Origin of the sequence: Halobacteriovorax sp. ZH5_bin.2 (assembly GCF_043196375.1) — a bacterium.
Taxonomy (GTDB): Bacteria; Bdellovibrionota; Bacteriovoracia; order Bacteriovoracales; family Bacteriovoracaceae; genus Halobacteriovorax_A.
In genome coordinates, this window is sequence record NZ_JBEBMJ010000003.1 from 197,116 (window position 1) to 214,564 (window position 17,449).

General features: G+C 36.9%; 15 protein-coding genes. 6 read left to right on the plus strand and 9 right to left on the minus strand.

Annotation, left to right across the window (positions count from 1 at the left end):
- Window positions 1-377: 377 nt before the first annotated feature.
- Genes ABMA76_RS09430 through ABMA76_RS09440 form a run of 3 tightly spaced genes read right to left on the minus strand, consistent with a single transcriptional unit; the run spans window position 378 to window position 3,698 of the window.
- The gene (locus ABMA76_RS09430) at window positions 378-1,439 is read right to left on the minus strand and encodes a saccharopine dehydrogenase (protein WP_392909976.1); all 1,062 of its coding nucleotides are present in this window, start codon (window positions 1,437-1,439) and stop codon (window positions 378-380) included.
- 22 nt (window positions 1,440-1,461) lie between these two features.
- Window positions 1,462-2,709: an MFS transporter gene (locus tag ABMA76_RS09435; protein ID WP_392909978.1), complete on the minus strand. Its 1,248-nt coding sequence runs from the start codon at window positions 2,707-2,709 to the stop codon at window positions 1,462-1,464.
- 2 nt (window positions 2,710-2,711) lie between these two features.
- Window positions 2,712-3,698: an NAD(P)H-dependent flavin oxidoreductase gene (locus tag ABMA76_RS09440; protein ID WP_393061454.1), complete on the minus strand. Its 987-nt coding sequence runs from the start codon at window positions 3,696-3,698 to the stop codon at window positions 2,712-2,714.
- Between the two features lie 109 nt (window positions 3,699-3,807).
- Here ABMA76_RS09440 and ABMA76_RS09445 point away from each other — a divergent pair, with 109 nt between their 5' ends.
- The 4 genes from ABMA76_RS09445 (at window position 3,808) to ABMA76_RS09460 (ending at window position 9,697) form a co-directional block, all read left to right on the plus strand.
- Window positions 3,808-6,471 carry a helicase-related protein gene (locus tag ABMA76_RS09445; protein ID WP_392909982.1) on the plus strand — a complete coding sequence of 888 codons (2,664 nt, stop codon included), beginning with the start codon at window positions 3,808-3,810 and terminating at the stop codon, window positions 6,469-6,471.
- A 5-nt stretch (window positions 6,472-6,476) separates the two neighbouring features.
- Window positions 6,477-7,304 carry a DUF455 family protein gene (locus tag ABMA76_RS09450; protein WP_392909984.1) on the plus strand — a complete coding sequence of 276 codons (828 nt, stop codon included), beginning with the start codon at window positions 6,477-6,479 and terminating at the stop codon, window positions 7,302-7,304.
- Complete coding sequence (locus ABMA76_RS09455) at window positions 7,301-8,191, plus strand: hypothetical protein (protein ID WP_392909986.1); 891 nt, start codon at window positions 7,301-7,303, stop codon at window positions 8,189-8,191. Before ABMA76_RS09450 ends, ABMA76_RS09455 begins: the two co-directional genes overlap by 4 nt.
- A gap of 93 nt (window positions 8,192-8,284) precedes the next feature.
- Window positions 8,285-9,697, plus strand: coding sequence for a hypothetical protein (locus ABMA76_RS09460; protein WP_393061455.1), 1,413 nt, complete (start codon window positions 8,285-8,287; stop codon window positions 9,695-9,697).
- Here the strand turns inward: ABMA76_RS09460 and ABMA76_RS09465 are convergent.
- A complete protein-coding gene (locus ABMA76_RS09465; RefSeq protein ID WP_392909990.1) occupies window positions 9,694-10,506 on the minus strand; it encodes an HD-GYP domain-containing protein in 813 nt (270 codons plus the stop codon). The genes ABMA76_RS09460 and ABMA76_RS09465 overlap by 4 nt on opposite strands.
- A gap of 186 nt (window positions 10,507-10,692) precedes the next feature.
- Here ABMA76_RS09465 and ABMA76_RS09470 point away from each other — a divergent pair, with 186 nt between their 5' ends.
- Together ABMA76_RS09470 and ABMA76_RS09475 are read left to right on the plus strand one after the other, a co-directional pair.
- A complete protein-coding gene (locus tag ABMA76_RS09470; RefSeq protein ID WP_393061457.1) occupies window positions 10,693-11,763 on the plus strand; it encodes a hypothetical protein in 1,071 nt (356 codons plus the stop codon).
- The gene (locus tag ABMA76_RS09475) at window positions 11,744-12,406 is read left to right on the plus strand and encodes a hypothetical protein (protein ID WP_393061459.1); all 663 of its coding nucleotides are present in this window, start codon (window positions 11,744-11,746) and stop codon (window positions 12,404-12,406) included. Before ABMA76_RS09470 ends, ABMA76_RS09475 begins: the two co-directional genes overlap by 20 nt.
- On the opposite strand, the gene ABMA76_RS09480 is transcribed toward ABMA76_RS09475, so the two are convergent.
- Genes ABMA76_RS09480 through ABMA76_RS09500 form a run of 5 tightly spaced genes read right to left on the minus strand, consistent with a single transcriptional unit; the run spans window position 12,403 to window position 17,426 of the window.
- A complete protein-coding gene (locus tag ABMA76_RS09480; protein ID WP_393061461.1) occupies window positions 12,403-13,569 on the minus strand; it encodes a trans-sulfuration enzyme family protein in 1,167 nt (388 codons plus the stop codon). The two genes, ABMA76_RS09475 and ABMA76_RS09480, sit on opposite strands and share 4 nt — an antisense overlap.
- Window positions 13,569-14,951 carry a pyridoxal-phosphate dependent enzyme gene (locus ABMA76_RS09485; RefSeq protein ID WP_392909997.1) on the minus strand — a complete coding sequence of 461 codons (1,383 nt, stop codon included), beginning with the start codon at window positions 14,949-14,951 and terminating at the stop codon, window positions 13,569-13,571. The genes ABMA76_RS09480 and ABMA76_RS09485 overlap by 1 nt, the downstream gene beginning before the upstream one ends.
- Window positions 14,948-15,949 (minus strand): ArsA family ATPase, encoded by a 1,002-nt coding sequence (locus ABMA76_RS09490; RefSeq protein WP_392909999.1) that lies wholly within the window; start codon window positions 15,947-15,949, stop codon window positions 14,948-14,950. The genes ABMA76_RS09485 and ABMA76_RS09490 overlap by 4 nt, the downstream gene beginning before the upstream one ends.
- A 14-nt stretch (window positions 15,950-15,963) precedes the next feature.
- Window positions 15,964-16,776, minus strand: coding sequence for an ArsA-related P-loop ATPase (locus tag ABMA76_RS09495; protein WP_392910001.1), 813 nt, complete (start codon window positions 16,774-16,776; stop codon window positions 15,964-15,966).
- Window positions 16,776-17,426, minus strand: a complete 651-nt coding sequence (locus tag ABMA76_RS09500) for an outer membrane protein (RefSeq protein WP_392910003.1) — start codon at window positions 17,424-17,426, stop codon at window positions 16,776-16,778. Before ABMA76_RS09500 ends, ABMA76_RS09495 begins: the two co-directional genes overlap by 1 nt.
- Window positions 17,427-17,449: the final 23 nt, after the last annotated feature.

Sequence of the window (17,449 nt, forward strand, 5' to 3'; positions counted from 1 at the left end):
CGCTAGCTCCCCAGTCTTTAGCTAAAAAATTATTTCAACAAGCCGGGTTCAAGCCCGGCTTTGTTGTCTCTGGAGCCAAGGATGGGAAAGTTATCGCAAAGAAGAAGCGACACTTTAGCTTTGCTAAAGTAAGCAACAGACTTACTTATTAGCAGACTTCTTCGTCTCAAAGATCTCTTTAGCATGTGAGCAGGTAAACATCTGCAGCATCTTAGCGAAGCTAAGATATGATGCAGTGTTAGCTCCCCAGTCTTTAGCTAAAAAATTATTTCAACAAGCCGGGTTCAAGCCCGGCTTTGTTGCCTCTGGAGCCAAGGATGGGAAAGTTATCGCAAAGAAGAAGCGACACTTTAGCTTTGCTAAAGTAAGCAACATACTTACTTATTAGCAGACTTCTTCGTCTCAAAGATCTCTTTAGCATGTGACCAGGTGAAATACTCTCTGGCATTCTTAAGCTCCAAAAGATGAGGAATCAACTGATTCGAATAATCAATCGAACTCTCTTTCGGCAGTGCAGAAGGAAGATTATCAATTGCAATAATATTACATTCATGTTCAATTGAACTTTCAACTCGATGAAGTGGACTATCCCAAGTTGTATGGACATCGTAAACCGGTATTGGGTTTAGGTCACTATTAGGATCACAGCTAACATCACAGATATAAGATAGTTTTTGATTTTTCTCCATAAGAGACTTGTCTAAAAATGGAGGAATCTTAGTTGTCATAAGAACTGTGTTAATGAAAATATCAGCGTTAAGAATTTCATTAAATGGGCCACCAACTTTGGTTTCTTGAACATCCCAATTAATTGATTCAAGCTCTAGATCATTAAGAAGTTCTCTTGCTCCACTTCCACAACGTCCCAGGGCACCAATAATAAAAGTCGAAGGGTTTTGTTTTCCATTTCTTTTCTCGTTAATAATCTTGAGCCATTCATCTTTAGAAGAGTAGTGCCTCAAAGAAGCAGGGGAGTTTGAGAAATAGTTCTCAATACTAAGTGCTGCACCAACATAGCCGGCCCAATAACCAAAAGCGGCAACACGTCTTTTGTCTTCGTTGAGTAAGAATTCGAGATCGAATAGGGTTCCTTCACCTTTTCGATAACGGTCAAAAACTTTTTGTGATCCATTTTGACCCTTGTAAATATGGGCAAAGTAAATGTGATTGTGTTTTAGTGGAAAGTCATCCGTTTCTTTAAGTTCTTTTAGGCCTAAGATATAAGTATCGTCACCAACTGGTGCTTCAGTAACCCAAGCATGGCTTTCTTTTATCTCACATCCTATGCTTCTGTATTCTTCAATTGGAAAAATTCGATCATTTGATTTTTCGACGACTACTTTATAGCCTGCATCGATTAATTTTTTTGCATTTTCTGGTGTTAGAGGAGTTCTTTTTTCAAATGCCTTATCTTCATCTCTTAACCAAACTGTTGTCATACTTAATAACCTTGTCTCTTAATTAAATTTTATCCTGTATTGATGTATCCCTATCGACGGTTTCGTTATTTAAGTTAAATAATGCTTTCATATCTGAAAATAGCATTCTCGGGAAAATAAGTGCACAGAATGCAATACAGACGACGATAAGGATCTCTTCTGTCGCATATTGATTTCCAATAAATGTAAGGATAATTCCACCTAGTATATTTGGGACAACAAAGCCAAGATCGAGTAGGGCAAATATCCTCGCTAGGTACTTTGTTTCTACTTTGAGGGAAACATAATTTAGTTGATTTGTAATACGAACGAATACAACAAATCCCCAAACAAAGAAAATCATTAAGGTTGCTGAATAAGAAGCTGTATAGAGCCAAATTGCCATTAGAACAGGTTCTAAATAGAGTGTTGTAATAATTAATTTTCCAACAGGCTTATCTTTAAAAATAGTTGAACTGGCCCAACCACCAAATAGGCCGCCAAGACCGAAGAGCGCAAGACCTATACCGTAGTCTTGTTTCGTGGCCCCTAGTGTTTCAGTAAGATATGGAAGAATGAGGGGGAACATAAACCCAAGAACGAGACCTTCAATAATGACATTTGAAATTACGGCAAAGAGCTCTTTTTGTGTTCGAGCATACTTGATTCCGTTCTTTATTTCAGAAAAGAAGCTCTCACTATCGCCCTCTTGTTTTGGGGGATTATAAGTTAAGCTCATTATGAAGTAGATTCCAACAATATAAGTTAGGAAATCAAGAGCGACTACTTCTTTGATTCCACCAAAGGCCGTAAACATTGTTGCACCAAGAAATGGCCCAATCATATGTAGAACAGCAAATGCTGAACCGAATAGTGCATTGGCGCGGCTCATATCTTTTTGTGGAACAATATCATTTACCATTGCCTGTCTGGTGGGATTGTACATCCCTGTAAACAGGGCGATTAGGCCATCACAAAGAATGACTACCTCAGGAGTTTTGGCAAAGATAATTGTAAAAATAATTGGGATACGAATATAATTAGTAAACAGTAGGACATGCTTACGATTATATTTTTCGCCGATGACCCCACCGATTAAATTTCCAATTGTTAGAAAGAATAGAAATACTGCACGTGCAGCACCAAGGTAGCTCTTATTATGATTTGATAATTCAAATACTAAGAGCATTAGCGCTGTTTCTGAGACAAACGAGCCAAGCTCAGATGTCAGACCTGCAATATAGAGCCTTCTAAAATTTTGATAACGTAAAACCTTAGGCAGCTTAAACATAATTAGGATCTTTTAGCTAAGAATTCTTCAACGGAAGTATCAAATTCTGAAACAATTCTATCGACAATTTCTTCCACTGTTTCAATCTTTTCAATGAACTCAATAGAAGGACCGGCAACCCATACTGTTTTATATGTGGCACCAAAAGCGGCGTTCTCAACGGCCTTCATTCCCTTATAACCAGTGAGCATCTTTGCATACTTTTTAAGTTTCTTATTCTTACTCATGGCCTTTTCAACAATATTTTGTTCAGTTCCAATTTTTTGTACATAAGGAGTATTGATAACGGTACAAGGTGTACCAGAAATCTTATTCGACATCACAATATCTTTAGCACCGTAATGAACAACGGCCTCTTTGTAAGCATCAGAAACAATTGATTCTTTAGTGGCAATAAAAGGAGACCCAATTGAAACACCTTCACAACCTAGGGCCAAGATACTAAATAGGCCTGAACCTGTTGCAATTCCACCTGCCGAGATTACTGGAATCTCTAAGTTTTTCTTAAGTAGAGGAACGAGGATACTCGCAGGTGTTGGCCCTGCGTGCCCACCAGCTCCCGAATTTACAGCGATAACTGCATCGGCTCCTTGATCTTGTACTTTTTGAGCATATTTTAAATCAACAACGTCACAGATAACCTTAGTTCCTTGTGGACGACACTTTTCGATAACTTCCTTTGGATTTCCAAGGGAGGTGATAATGAAATCTGGTGCATACTTAGCACACAAATCAATTTGTTTGTGCATGTGGATGTTTGACTGGTTTACAATGATATTGATTCCAAATGGACCTTCACATCTTTCCTTCAATTCCTTTAGACCTTCCTCAAACTCTTCTGGAGTTCTCCAATTGAGTGCTGGAATACAACCCATAATACCTGCTTTAGAAGCCTCTACTAGCATATCAATACTAGTTACAAGGAACATCGGGGCCATAATAATAGGGTATTTGATATTAAAAGTTTCTGTTAGCCATGTTTTCATCATATGCAGTCCATTTTTCTTTATATGTTTATTGCTTAATTATAATGTATTTTTTTGTATTTAACACCTAAGATTACTTGCACAATTTCTTCCCTCAACGTACTCTTAAAGAATGAGCTCACAAGAAATAAATAAGCTACCTGACTTCTCCGCAATTCGAGAAAATATAGAAACCGAAAGAAAAACGATTATTAAGGTCAATAATTTTTCCGATGATGACAGTTATGTTAGAGCAAGTGATGATGCTCTTGTCGTTCTTGGCTTTCTTGAGTCGACCCTAACTAAGTTGTGGGCAGTTTTTGATGAGAATCCATCTTTAGTTTATTTCTTCAATAAAGACTTCACGAATTTTAATTTACTAATTAAACAAGACAATATCCTTGATTTGATTTTTATTGATGATTGTATGATCCCAGAAAAGGAAGCAATCTTCTTTGGTCAGGATGGTGGGTTATCTCAAAATATCCTTTCTCTTCACGAGAAAACATTTTATGAATGGGGACAAAAGGTTTTAAATCAGCATAATGAGACTCAAACCTTTATTCGCTCAGATATTGATTTAACAAAACATAAAATCAGTGAGCTGAAGTGTCAGTGTATTAAGTGTGTGAATGACTTTAGGGCACTTCTTAGAGACTCAGTCTATGAAAACTGTGTTGAAATTATCGAAACAACAAAAGAGCAAATAAAAGAAGAAATTGATAATGGAATTCATGTTGTTTCAGATATCGTTTTTAATCTTCAAAAAACTCTCGATAAGAATTTCTACAAATTAAGAAATACAATTAAAAGATCTTCTCTAAACAGATTAGAAAATCAGGTTAAGCAATATTTTAAATCTGAATTTGCTTATCCGTCAGAACTTGCTTCGCTTCACCGAAGAAATGTAAGTATGTTGTTTGATCAATACTTAGAAGCAAATGAGCTTAGTACTGATCTTATCACTGATGCTGAATACGACAAATTCTATCGCTCTCTTTCAACTCATTACTGGAGAAATGAAAGATATCTAGAGCGTGAATTTAAGAAATTTGTTAAATCAATTATCATTCTAAAAAAGAAAGACGTTTCTTCGACAATTCTTCAAGAATACCTTGGAGAGTTCTGGACTCACTCTTCAGCAAGACAGATGAAGAGAAAGATCGTCTATCATATGGGACCTACAAACTCAGGTAAAACTTATCATGCAATTGAAAAGTTATCGACTGTCCCTAAAGGTTGCTACCTTGCTCCTCTAAGACTTCTGGCCGCAGAGCTTTACGATACACTGAATTCAAAAGGTGCAGTCACAACTCTACTGACAGGTGAAGAAGTTATTGAAAGAGAAGGTGCAACACACTACTCGTCGACTATTGAAATGGCACGATTACAAGAAGTTTTTGACTGTTGTGTAATTGATGAAATTCAAATGATTACTGACCCTTCACGTGGGTGGGCGTGGACGAGAGCACTTGTTAATATTATGGCCGATGAGGTTCATCTTTGTGGTGATGCTTCTGCTCTTGATCTCGTGAAGGTAATCGTTGAGCTTTGTGGCGATGAACTAATTATTAATGAATACACGCGTATGACAGAGCTTTCAGTTGAGAGGCATCCAATTGTTCTAGCTGATATGCAAAAGAACGACGCCCTTATTGTGTTTTCAAGAAAGAATGCTCTAAGGCATAAAAGAGACTTAGAACGTTTAGGTTATAAAGTTTCGATTGTTTATGGACGACTTTCTCCAGAAGTTCGCCGAGAGCAGGCACGTAAATTTGATCAGGGAGAAACAGATGTAATTGTTTCAACTGATGCTATTGCAATGGGAATGAACTTACCTATTAAGAGAGTTGTTTTTTCAACTCTTTCTAAATTCTATGATGGTCATCAGCATGATATCTCAGTAAGTGAGATAAAGCAGATAGGTGGACGTGCTGGGCGTTTTCAGAGATTTCCTCGCGGAACTGTGACGTGTCTAAGAAAGGTCGAAGATGGAATTGAGTCAATCAATGAAGCTTTAAATGCAACTCTTGATCAAAGTGATCAGTGTATGGTTGGGCCTGACCTTGATATCTTCAATCAAGTTAATAAGGCATTAATTGATAATAATCTTCCAAAGCTTAAGCTTTCGGAATTTTTACGTCTATTTAACACGATGACTTTTCAGGCTCCTTTCTATTGTGTTGATATGAAGGAGATGATTGAACTAGCTGAGATGGTTGAGGATGCAGATTCAAATGGTATTCTAACTGATGCTGAAATATTTGGCTTTGCTTGTGCTCCAGTAAACCTAGGCTTAATGGATCATGTTCAATTCTATAATTGGATCCTACATAAATACGTTAATATGGAAGGGATTCCTTGTGAACCGATTGAACATGGTTCAAGTGATATTGATTACCTTGAGACTTCGATTAAATGTGTTGAGCTATATCAATGGCTCTCAAGACACTTTAATAATAAAAACTTTGTTTATTCTGAAGTAGAGCTCTTAAATAATAAGCAGCTTGCTATTGATCAGCTAAATGAACTTCTATCACAAAAGATTATTGCTAGATGTTCTTCATGTAGTGTTAAGCTGCCAGAAGACTCTCGTTTCCCTATTTGTGAAGAGTGCTTTGAAAAGCGTAAGGCCAATCGTCGTAAACCTGGTAGTGGTCGATTTAAAGGTAAGCCTGGAAAAGGTGGAGCCTCTAAGGGATCGACAGGAAGAAATTTTAAAGGTAAAGGCCGTCCTGGACAGAGTCGAAAAAGAAATGTAAGTCGTAAGAGAAAAAATACTACTTCTAAACCTTAGAGATAATGAATACTTTCGAGTACGCAAGGCTATTGCTAGAATCTCCATTTCTTGAAGACAAGCTAACAACATCTGATGTTGTTACAGATCTCAATTATCATAAAACACAAGATGGCATAAAAGATCTTCGTCCCGCAAGAGAGGGGAAGATTATTTTCTCTTGTGAACAACTAAAATTTCCAAAAAGAGGTAGTTTTCATTTAGATGAAAAGAAGGCGATGGCCTTACACTTCTTCGCAAATCATGAGCTTTTGGCCATTGAAATGATGGCAACCGCTTTGATGTATATCCCAATAGAAGATAAGTCCCAATACAAGAGGATTGCCTCTGGTCTGTTACAGACTATTGATGATGAGATCAAACATTTTAATCTTTACCGTAAAAGAATGAATGACTTTGGCATTGATTTTGGAGATCTACCTGTTAACGATTTCTTTTGGCGACAGATGCAAAAAATCACATGCTTTGAAGAGTACTTTGCTGTGATGGCCTTAACTTTTGAGGCTGCCAACTTAGATTTTGCAAAGTTTTATCGCGACATTTTTCAAGGTGTTGATGACAAAAAGTCAGCAGCAATTTTAAATGTTGTTTATGAAGATGAGATCTCACATGTAGGCTTTGGCGTACATTGGTTAAATAAGTGGCGAAATCAAAGTGATCTATGGGAATTCTATGTACAGTCGCTACCTGATCTACTATCTCCTGCACGTGCAAAGGGAATGATCTTTGATCGTGAGGGGCGAGTGAGAACGGGGATGGATGATGACTTTATATCTCGTATTGAGAACTTTAAAGATGAGTTTATCGTCACGAATCGTAAGGAGTGGAAGTGAAGTATCGTGTTAATCTCGACTTTGATGCTGCACTTGCTGCTAACAATCCAAAAATTAAAATTGATAAGTACTTAACAGAGCTTGAGTATATCTTCTTCTTAGTTAATGACTCTAGTGAAAACACTCTCTGTACAAAATTAAGTTATCCACAAGAGTATTTAGATAGCTTAACTCATTTTGGCTTTATAACAGGGACCGTAAAAACTGACTTCAATAATTATCTAAATTGGTGGGGTGATCTTACAGATTTCAAAAATGCCCAGCTTCTAAATTCTAAATGTTGGCTGGCCAGCTGGCATAGGCCTTTAGATGACCTGATTATAAATAAAGGTGAAAGTATTGAAATCCATGGTGTACATTTCTATCGCCCTGATCAAACTTTTTCGGGTATTGGTAATAAGGTTATTAATAAGCTCGCGGATTTAGAACGCGTGAGCTTTCCAGGCGTTCTTTCTAAATATGTTAAGGTTACCAAAACATTTGGGGTTACATACAATCTTAAAACTGATGACTTCTTTGTCGTTGAAAATCTAACAGGCCCAAATGGACAATTTAAGGGTGGACGTTTGATCGATCTAGAAGAGCTTGAATTAGAATTCGACCTCAACTCGACTATCAATCTGATCAAAGAGAACTTACCAAATAATTCAATACAAAAAATTCAATTCGATAATATGATCTATGAAGATGAGAGTGGAGAGCTAAAACTTTGCCCACTTGTTGAGTTAAATTATCGTCGCACCATGGGTGAAGTTATTTTCAATGTAACAAAAACTCTGGGAGAGGGAACACTTCATTTTGGTGATAAACAGTATCTTAATAAAGATTCTGTCATTCTATCACCACCTTTCGTTAAAAATATTTGCTACTATAACCGAGTTAAGTAGTTGGATAAGAATGCTAAATAGATAATATTCCTTCGAGGATTCTCAATTATACAGTAAAATGGAAGAGTTCTTTGGTTTAGATTAGGAGTACTTGTGGCCAAGAAAGGTTTTTTTGACAAGATGAAAGGGAAGCTAAAGAAGTCTGAAGAAGACGAAGAGCTACTCGAAGAATTTGAAGAAGATGAATTTGAATCTGATGAGGATGATTCTGATTTTGATGATGCAACATCAACAGATGTTAAAATTCCTAGTGCCCAAGAATTAGAAAATACTGAACTTGAAGATGACTTTGATGCAGCTGGTGGAGCTGATTTTATTCCTCCACAATCTCAAGATGAAGTCTTGGATGAAGATGACGAAGAGGAAGATGAAGAGTACGACGACGAAGATGATGAAGATGATGAAGACAGTGAAGATGAGTCTTTCGTTGAAAAATACTTCCCATCTGTAGCAAAGCTATTTAAGAAAAAATCATCTGATGAAGAAGTAGAAGATGATGATCTAGAATCTGATATCGATGATGAAGAGGATGATGAAGATGAGGAGGATGACGAGGAAAAGTCATTTCTTGAAAAACAACTTCCTTTTCTTGCTAAGCTTTTGAAGAAAAAATCGTCTAAAGAAATAGACGATGAAGATGAAGATGAAGATGAAGATGACGAAGATAGCGACGATTATGACGATGATGAAGACGAAGATGACGATAAAAAGACTAACGATAAAAGTAAGCTAATTAAAATCGTTCTTATCGTTGCAGTTGTTCTTTTAGCAATCGATCAATTTGTCTTAAACGATGGAAGTGATAATGAGGTACCTGAAGTCCCTCCTGTCAAAAGACAGAAAAAGCCACGTAAGAAGAAGCCAAAGAAGGTAACAGAAACAAAAGAGTCTGCAAAGGCCGTGGAACAAGCTGAGCCTCAAGATGAGCAACCAGCACAACAAAAAGTTGAAGTTAAGCCAGAACCAACTAAAGAAGTTCAACCTGAACAACAACCTGAAGAGCAAGTCGAAGAACCTGCAGTGGTGCCTAGTGAGCCTCAGGTTGAAGAAACAAAGCCTGATTCTAGTTTGAATCTTGGCGAAAAGAATACTGAGCCTACTCCGGAGCCAGTCATTATCCCAACAACTCCAGTTGATTCTAATATCAGCTTTGGTGAGCAAGATGTTGAAGATGAAGAAAAGGCGGATACTCTCGATAATCAACTAGATAAGATTGTTGATAAATTAGAGGAAGAAAAAGAAGAAGTTATTAAGAAATTAGATTACGTAGCACCTCCGAACTACACAGAGTTTGGACGTGGTCTAGTTTATAACTGTAAAGGGAAGCACTGGGCCTGTGTCGATCGCGATGCCTATGTTAAATGTGAAGATAATATGAAGTGGGCACAACAAGAAGGTAAACCTAACGAATGTGCAACTTCTAAGATTTTAGCATCAGAATACGACTGTAGAACTTTACAGGAGTACTATATTAATACTGTTGCAGAAACACCAAACTGTAATTAAGCGGCGTCTTTCTTAAAGAGGCCGTCGATGATTGTAAGCGTGAACGTCTTTTCTTGTTTGGCTTCTTCTTTTTTCATCGCTCTTACAAATGCTTTTGCTAACTCTGGGTCAAATTGTGATCCAGAGAACTCTTCTAGTTCAGCATAAGCAACTTCATAATCTAGTCCCTTACGATAAACTCGAGTTGATGTCATAGCATCGAAAGTATCGGCAATTAGAATAATTCGAGAAAATAATGGAATATCTTCGCCTTTAAGTCCCTCTGGGTATCCACGGCCATCCCATCTTTCGTGATGATATTTTGCAAATGTTGCTACTTTTTCAAAATGAGTAAACCCCTGAAGGATTTCAAATGATTTTTCAGGATGACTCTTCATTTGAAGAAATTCATCCTCTGTAAGCCTTGATGGTTTATTTAATACTTCGTCTGGTACACCAATTTTTCCAATATCATGGAATAGGGCCGAAAGCTCTAGATCATATAATTCATCTTCGTTTAGTCCGATTTCTTTCCCAAGAGTTAAACTAAAATAGGCAACTCGTGTACTGTGTCCGTACGTATAATGGTCTTTACAATCTAGCGCATGAAGAATTGTTCTGGCGGCCATTTCGCAAATCTTTTTCTGCTCAAGCTTTAGTGCTTTATTTTCAGCTTCTAACCTCTGCGTTGGATCATCAGTCGCACCCTTAGCATTAACTACGGTTTTTCCAGAGATTGTTTTGGAGTGAGTCTTCTTTGCAGACGTACTTTTGCGCGTACTAGCTTTCTTGCGTCTCTCTCCCAAATTTACGATTTTACTCTTCTTCATTTATAAGACCTAGTGTTACAGTCGGGTTATACCCATATTCTAATAATTCTTCGGGTCATTCTTAAGGAATCTTTAATTTAATCGGCTCATTTATATGATATTGGTCGCTTAATATGCTAAAATGGATTTTCAAGATGCCAAAATTTCGTGTCATCGCTATTTAATTTTAAATACTTAGGAAGAGTTATGCGTATTAGAATCGTCGAGACGAATCTCGATAAAATTGCCGTCGATAAGCTCAATAATCTACTAGAATTGCTAGAGCTTTCAGATCTTAATAAAGAAACTTCAGAAGAAAATAACGAATCGGCCGCAAGTCAAGTTGCCTTTACTAAATCACAGACTGATGTATCAAACGATGAGTATTTCATTATTGTATTCAATGATGGAGATCAGATCGACAAATCTATCCTAGAAAATGAAATGTGCTTAGGAGTATTCTTTGCTGATAAAACAGTAGAAGAGAACCTGCTCAATATGAAGAATGCTGTTGAAGGCCTAAAGGCCATGGAGCTACAAAAAAAACTTCTTTATAAAATGAATAGTGTTATGGAAGGGCTTGTTGGACAAGTTGAAAGCATCAAAGAGATGCATAAGAATATGGCACCATTTAGAAGTGAAAAGATTCGTGGTGTTGGAATAACATCTCGTTTTTGTGCTGGAACTTCTAACGGAGGTGAGTTCTTTGACTTTTTTAAAGTAGGTGGAGATGTGTGGATTATCTCTCTACATGCTTCTTCTTATATGTTAATTGGAAATTTCTTAACAATGATTGAAGGGTGGAAAGCTGAAGGTACTCTTTCTATGGATAAAATTCTCAATCATCTAGAAAGTCGACAAGAAGATTTTTCTGAATTTGGAGAGGCTTCTATTCTTGTCGCTAAATTAACTCTGGCGGACCTGACACTTGAGAGTGTTAATATTGGTGGCCATGAAATTCTATCTCATAATGATATTCTTATTAAGTCTAATGAATTTAGCTTCCCTGACTCATATGAAATTAAGAAAGAAAATATTCAATTGGAAAAAGGAAAAGGAGTTCTCTTACTGTCTCCTGGATACTTCAAAAATAATGACCATATCATAAATGGCGAAGAATATATTTCCTTTATTAAGAAGAACTGGTCGTCTCCGGTCGAGTTAATTAGTGAATTAACATTTCAGAGTAAAAAGGGATATAATGAAGATGAATTCTTACCAAACGATCAAACCATCTTAATGGTAGAGGTAGATAAAAATGCAATTTCTAAAATCTAGTATCATTATTCTTGTCACAACTGGGGCCATGGCCTTTACTGGAACAGAGTGTTTTCAATCTACATTTGATGTTTCTGTAAAACATAAATCTGCGCCATTTGGTCTTTTGAATAAGACAATTACTATTAGCAAGAAAGAGTGTGAAATAGAGATAGCCCATAATCAGTACAAGTATATGAATCGCAATTGGCTGATCGATATTTGTCGTGATCCAATCCACGTGAAATCGACTTCTAACTCTGTTGATGTTTATCGCAAACAAGGTGAGTGTCATGCGACTTCAAATGAGTTTTGTGATGAGTATAAAACAATTAAAAAAATTATTGAGGATGATGGCCTAATCTTTGCTTCTGGTGCAAAGAATAGTCTCAATGATGACCATGGCCGTGTGTTTTGTGCAAAACTTTTAGTTGAAGAGTATTTAAATGCTAATACAGTATTTAGTCGTAATGGTAATTACGATTACTTAATGATTAAAAAGCCTATTGCAAGAATTCCGGAAGACCTCAAAAGAAAGAGGGCCGAGTTTAAAGCGGCTAATGAGAAAGCTGAAGCAAAAGAAGAAAATGGCCAAGTAGAATCGACTACAGAATCTTCTGGGGATTTTCAAATCGATGAAAATGCTGGACCAGGTAGTTTCTAGATTGATTTAAATGCCGACTCAAGATCGTCGATTAAATCATCGGCATCTTCAATACCGACAGATAATCGAATAAGGTTATCTGTCAGTCCGATACTTTCACGAACATTCTTTGGTACAGAAGCATGAGTCATAATGGCAGGATGCTCGATTAAACTTTCAACTCCGCCAAGACTTTCAGCAAGTGAGAAAATTTCTACTTTTTGTAAAAACTTTTTTGATTTTTTAATATCACCTTTCAAGAAAAAGGTAATCATCCCGCCAAAGCCTGACATTTGTTTTTTTGCAAGCTTGTGCTGTGGATGAGACTTAAGGCCTGGGTATGAGACTTTCTCTACTTTTGGATGGGACTCCAAGTACTTTGCCACTTTCATAGCATTCTTTGCATGGGCCTCCATTCGTATCGCAAGAGTTTTAATTCCTCTTAGAACAAGCCAAGAATCAAATGGTGATTGAGTTGGCCCAAGTGACTTCTGTAATGTCCATAATTCCTCATAGAGTTTTTTGTTATTTAACATACAGGCGCCACCAACAACATCAGAGTGGCCATTGATATATTTTGTCATTGAGTGCATGACAATATCGGCACCTAAATTGAGTGGGTTTTGGAAGTAAGGGCTCATGAATGTATTATCAACAACAGTCATGGCCTTATGCTTTTTTGCTAGCTTTGATATCTTTTCGATATCTGAAATTTTTAAGAGTGGATTTGTTGGAGTTTCAACCCAAACAAGTTTAGGTTTATACTCTTTTAAGGCTTCTTCAACTTTCTTAACATCTGTCGTGTCGACAAAAATGTAATTATGAATTTTATTAAAAACTGTTGTAAAAAGTCGGTACGTTCCCCCGTAAACATCATCACCACATAGGATTGTTGAACCTACTGGTAGTGCATGCATAATAAGCATTTCAATTGAGACACCACTTGAGGTTGCTAGTGCATACTTAGCATTTTCAAGAGCAGCAAGTGATTCTTCAAGTCTTGTACGAGTAGGGTTGTGGCAACGAGAGTATTCATAGCCTTGATGGACTCCCGGGCCTGTTTGAGCAAAGGTGGTCGTCTGATAAATTGGAGGTATTACTGCCCCTGTCTCTTTATCTGGATGACCACCAGCATGTACGCACACTGATGACTTACCTGCCGATTTCAGTGTGCGCTTCTTCATTAGTTTGAGCCTTTTTCAGACATGTATTGAAGAACGTCAATTTCAGAAAGTAGATCTGAAACTTTTCCACCTTTAGTGATTACTGCAACTTCCTTCTTAAGAAGAGCATCAGCTACAGTCTCAAGTAGTTCATTACAATCAACAACACGGTATTTGTTTGTGATCGCTAGTGAAATATTATCATCTTTTTGGAATTCACCCATAATAACAGGCTTAATAAGACTTCTTTCAGTACATAGACCAAGTACATCACCATCCTTGTTTAGGACAGGTACTTGAGAGATATTCTTCTCTTCCATTAATGTAATGGCCTCACCGATTGTCGTCGTGTCTTGAACAGTAATAATATTTCCGTCCTTACCTAGAGTATTTAATACCTCAGAAATTTGAACATTAAATGATGAATCAAGGTAGCCACCATCGCTCATCCAATCATCATTATAGATTTTTGAAGCGTAACGGTTTCCTGAATCATGTAGAAGAATTAGGATCTTCTTTGGCTCAGTTTGCTTAGCTGCGTACTTAAGTGCACCTTCAATAACGGCACCAGCAGAACCTCCAGCATAAATACCTTCTTCTTTAAGAAGTTTTCTTGTCATAAGAAATGATTCTTTATCATTAACAACTTCAAAGTCGTCAATAAGGTCAAAATCGTAGTTTTCAGGAATAAAGTCTTCACCAACACCTTCTAGTACATATGAGTGAGCTTGACCCATTTCTCCTGTTTTGTGGTAACCCGCGATGATTGAACCAACACAGTCAACACCAACGATTTCTACTTTATCCATTTTTTCTTTGAAATAACGGCCACATCCACTGATTGTTCCACCTGTTCCTACAGCGGCCATAAACACATCGAAGTCACCTTGAGTCTGCTCATACATTTCTGGAGCTGTCCAAGTGTAGTGAGTATTTCTATTATGTAGGTTATCGTATTGATTTACATAAAATGAATTTGGAATTGTTTCTGAAAGTTTTTTAGAAACAGAGTAGTAAGAGCGTGGGTCTTCCGGCTCAACGTTGGTTGGACATACAACAACTTTTGCACCGAATGCTCTAAGGTTATCAATTTTTTCTTTTGATTGTTTGTCAGCTAGTACGAAAATACATTTATAACCGTGAACAGCTGCCCACATCGCAAGACCAACACCTGTGTTTCCAGAAGTACCCTCAATAATTGTTCCACCTGGCTTAAGAACACCTTCTTCAACAGCACGATCAAGCATATAAGCACCAATACGATCTTTCGTTGATCCACCTGGGTTCATATATTCTAATTTTACGTAGAACTCGCAATTTGTATCTTTTCCGATACTATTTAATTTTACGATTGGCGTATTACCAATTGCTTCAACAACGTTTGCCTTAGCACCTTTCATCATTCTTCTTTCTCCGTTTGCTTCCAATTTTTCTGTAGGGCCCTTAATTGCTCTATAGGATCAAAAGTCACAAGATCTGGAAACGTTAGAGTTTCGATATTAGACTTTTTCGAAATGGAAGTTTTTATTTCTTCTTGTTTAATTATTGTTTTTTTAAACTCTTTCATCTCTGCAGTTTTTGGCTGCCATGAAGCGAGGTTGTTATACCATGATTTATTGATAATGAGGTAACGTTCGGTGTCCATTTGGGCCTGAATTGAGTCAAAGATTTGCTTTGTTTCAACTTCTTTCATATGTTCGGCTGATGTCACTAGATACCATCTTGAGTGAGCTGGATCATTTAATGTCTTTTCTACACTTAAACCATCGATAAACTTCTCACGATTTCCATAGAGGATTGAAATGGCTTCAAGAAAGTCATTAATAAAGCCCTGTCCTGTGACACTTTCGAGGTAACTTAGAAATTTTTCAATTCCAGTTGAAATGATGCGATTGAAAAAACGCCCCGGCTTATTCTGATTTGTTATATAGTTAAAAGCTTCTGCAAAAGTTTTATTGAAAAAGCGATTGATCTTCTTTGATGAATTTAGAAAATCTAGAAAGTTCTTTCCTGGTGCTGTGTCTACAACTATTGCATCATAAATACTTCGATTAATTTGCGTTTGTATTTCAAGAACTGCAAGGATTTCGTTGAGACCACCTCTTGAACTTGTTAGGTTTTCTAAAATCTTATTATCAACTTTAGAGCCGAGAATCTTTTCAAAAGATGACTTACAATCTAATAGAAGAACATCAAAAGAAATCTCATCATTCTTAAATTCAACTATTTCTGACTGGTCTTTTAAGTTCAACAGTTGTCTTAGGCGCTTGGCCGGATCAATTGTAATTAAGAGAACTTTCTTATTATCAGCTGCTAATGAGAAGGCACGGGATGCTGAGATTGTTGTTTTTCCAACACCTCCTGTTCCACAAAAAATTTCAATTTTTTTAAAGTCCTTCACTAGTAAGCCTATTTTTATTCGGATTTGAAAATATCCATTTTTTCAATAATTAGATCACTCAACGCCTCTACTTGTTGCTCTTGGTTTTGAGCAATAATTAGCGGAAAGTGTAGATCATATTTTACCTGAAACTTCTTCTGTAATTGTTTTTGATTCTCAATCTTTACCTTAATAAAGTCTGGAGTATCATCTTCAGGGAACTTATTCAAAGTTAAGTCACAATTGAGAACTTCAATTGTCGAAATATTGTATTCGTCAGTGAGTTCAGCTCTTAATTCAACTCCCTCTTCAACAGCAAGCTCCGTTGGAATACTAACAACAACACATTGAGTGTGTTCTTTATTCGTTAAGAAGTTATGCATCTTATCGATATCGTTTGCAATTGGTCCAATTTTAAAAATATCTTTAAAGACCTTAGGTGAGTGAATCGTTGAAAGTAGGTGACCAGATGCTGGTGCATCAACTATCACAATATTCTCTTCATCCTTTGCAAGGTCAATAATGTGCCCTAGGAAAATGAGTTGGCCAAAGCTTGGCACCATATCAAAGAGGGCCTTAAAGAAAGAAGTTGAAACAATCCACTTTGCAATTGTTTTAGAATTGAGCTTTCGAGCAATATATTCTTGGACTGAGCTTAAGTGAGTTAGTTCAACTGTATTGATATTAAGAGATTTAATCAGTGCAATATCCTCATTTTGTTCAAATGAGAAATAATATACATTCTTATTATGATTAAGTTCAGAAATCGACTTAGTCAGCGCCAAGGAAGTGAGGCTTTTTCCAACGCCTCCCTTTCCCGTGACGATATATAAGTCTTTAAACTTCATTAGAATTTGTAGAATACCGTTAGTAGAACTTTAAAGTAGTATCCCTCAACATCTGAGCGATTCTCTTGATCTACGTCAAACGGATCATTGAATGAGGCCATAGCACCAACAGAGATTTTTCTATTTAAATCAAAGTCCGCACCAGCACCAAGTTGATAACCAAATACTGTCTTAGCATCCGACTTATACGTTTCAGTTTTGATTTGAGGTCTAAAGAACCCAAGTCCAACTGCAAAGAAAGGCTGGAATGCATCGTAGTGAAATAGCTTTCCTTTGGCCCCAAAAAGAAGACCTGCTATCTTTGAATAAGAATTTTCAAATTCATGTTTTGAATAGTGAAGGTTAGCGTAGAAGTCAAACGAGTAAGAAGCCTTATAATTATAGAATAATTCAGCTGTAATCTTATCTTCACCATTATCTTGAAGATCGCTCATTAGTAGAGTTTGTCCAATACCGATCCCAATAGAGTGAATATGGAGTTCTTGTCCACTAAGTAGTGCTGCAGCGGCAGCTGCCTCAGAGTTTTTCTTCGCTGATTTTGAAGAAGTCAGTTGTTTAACTGTTTGTGCTTGTGTTTGAACACCAAAAATAAAAAGGCCTGCTAGAATAACTGCAGGCCTTAATATAGATTTTGAAATTTTAGAAATCATTTCACCCTCTAAACTAAATATAT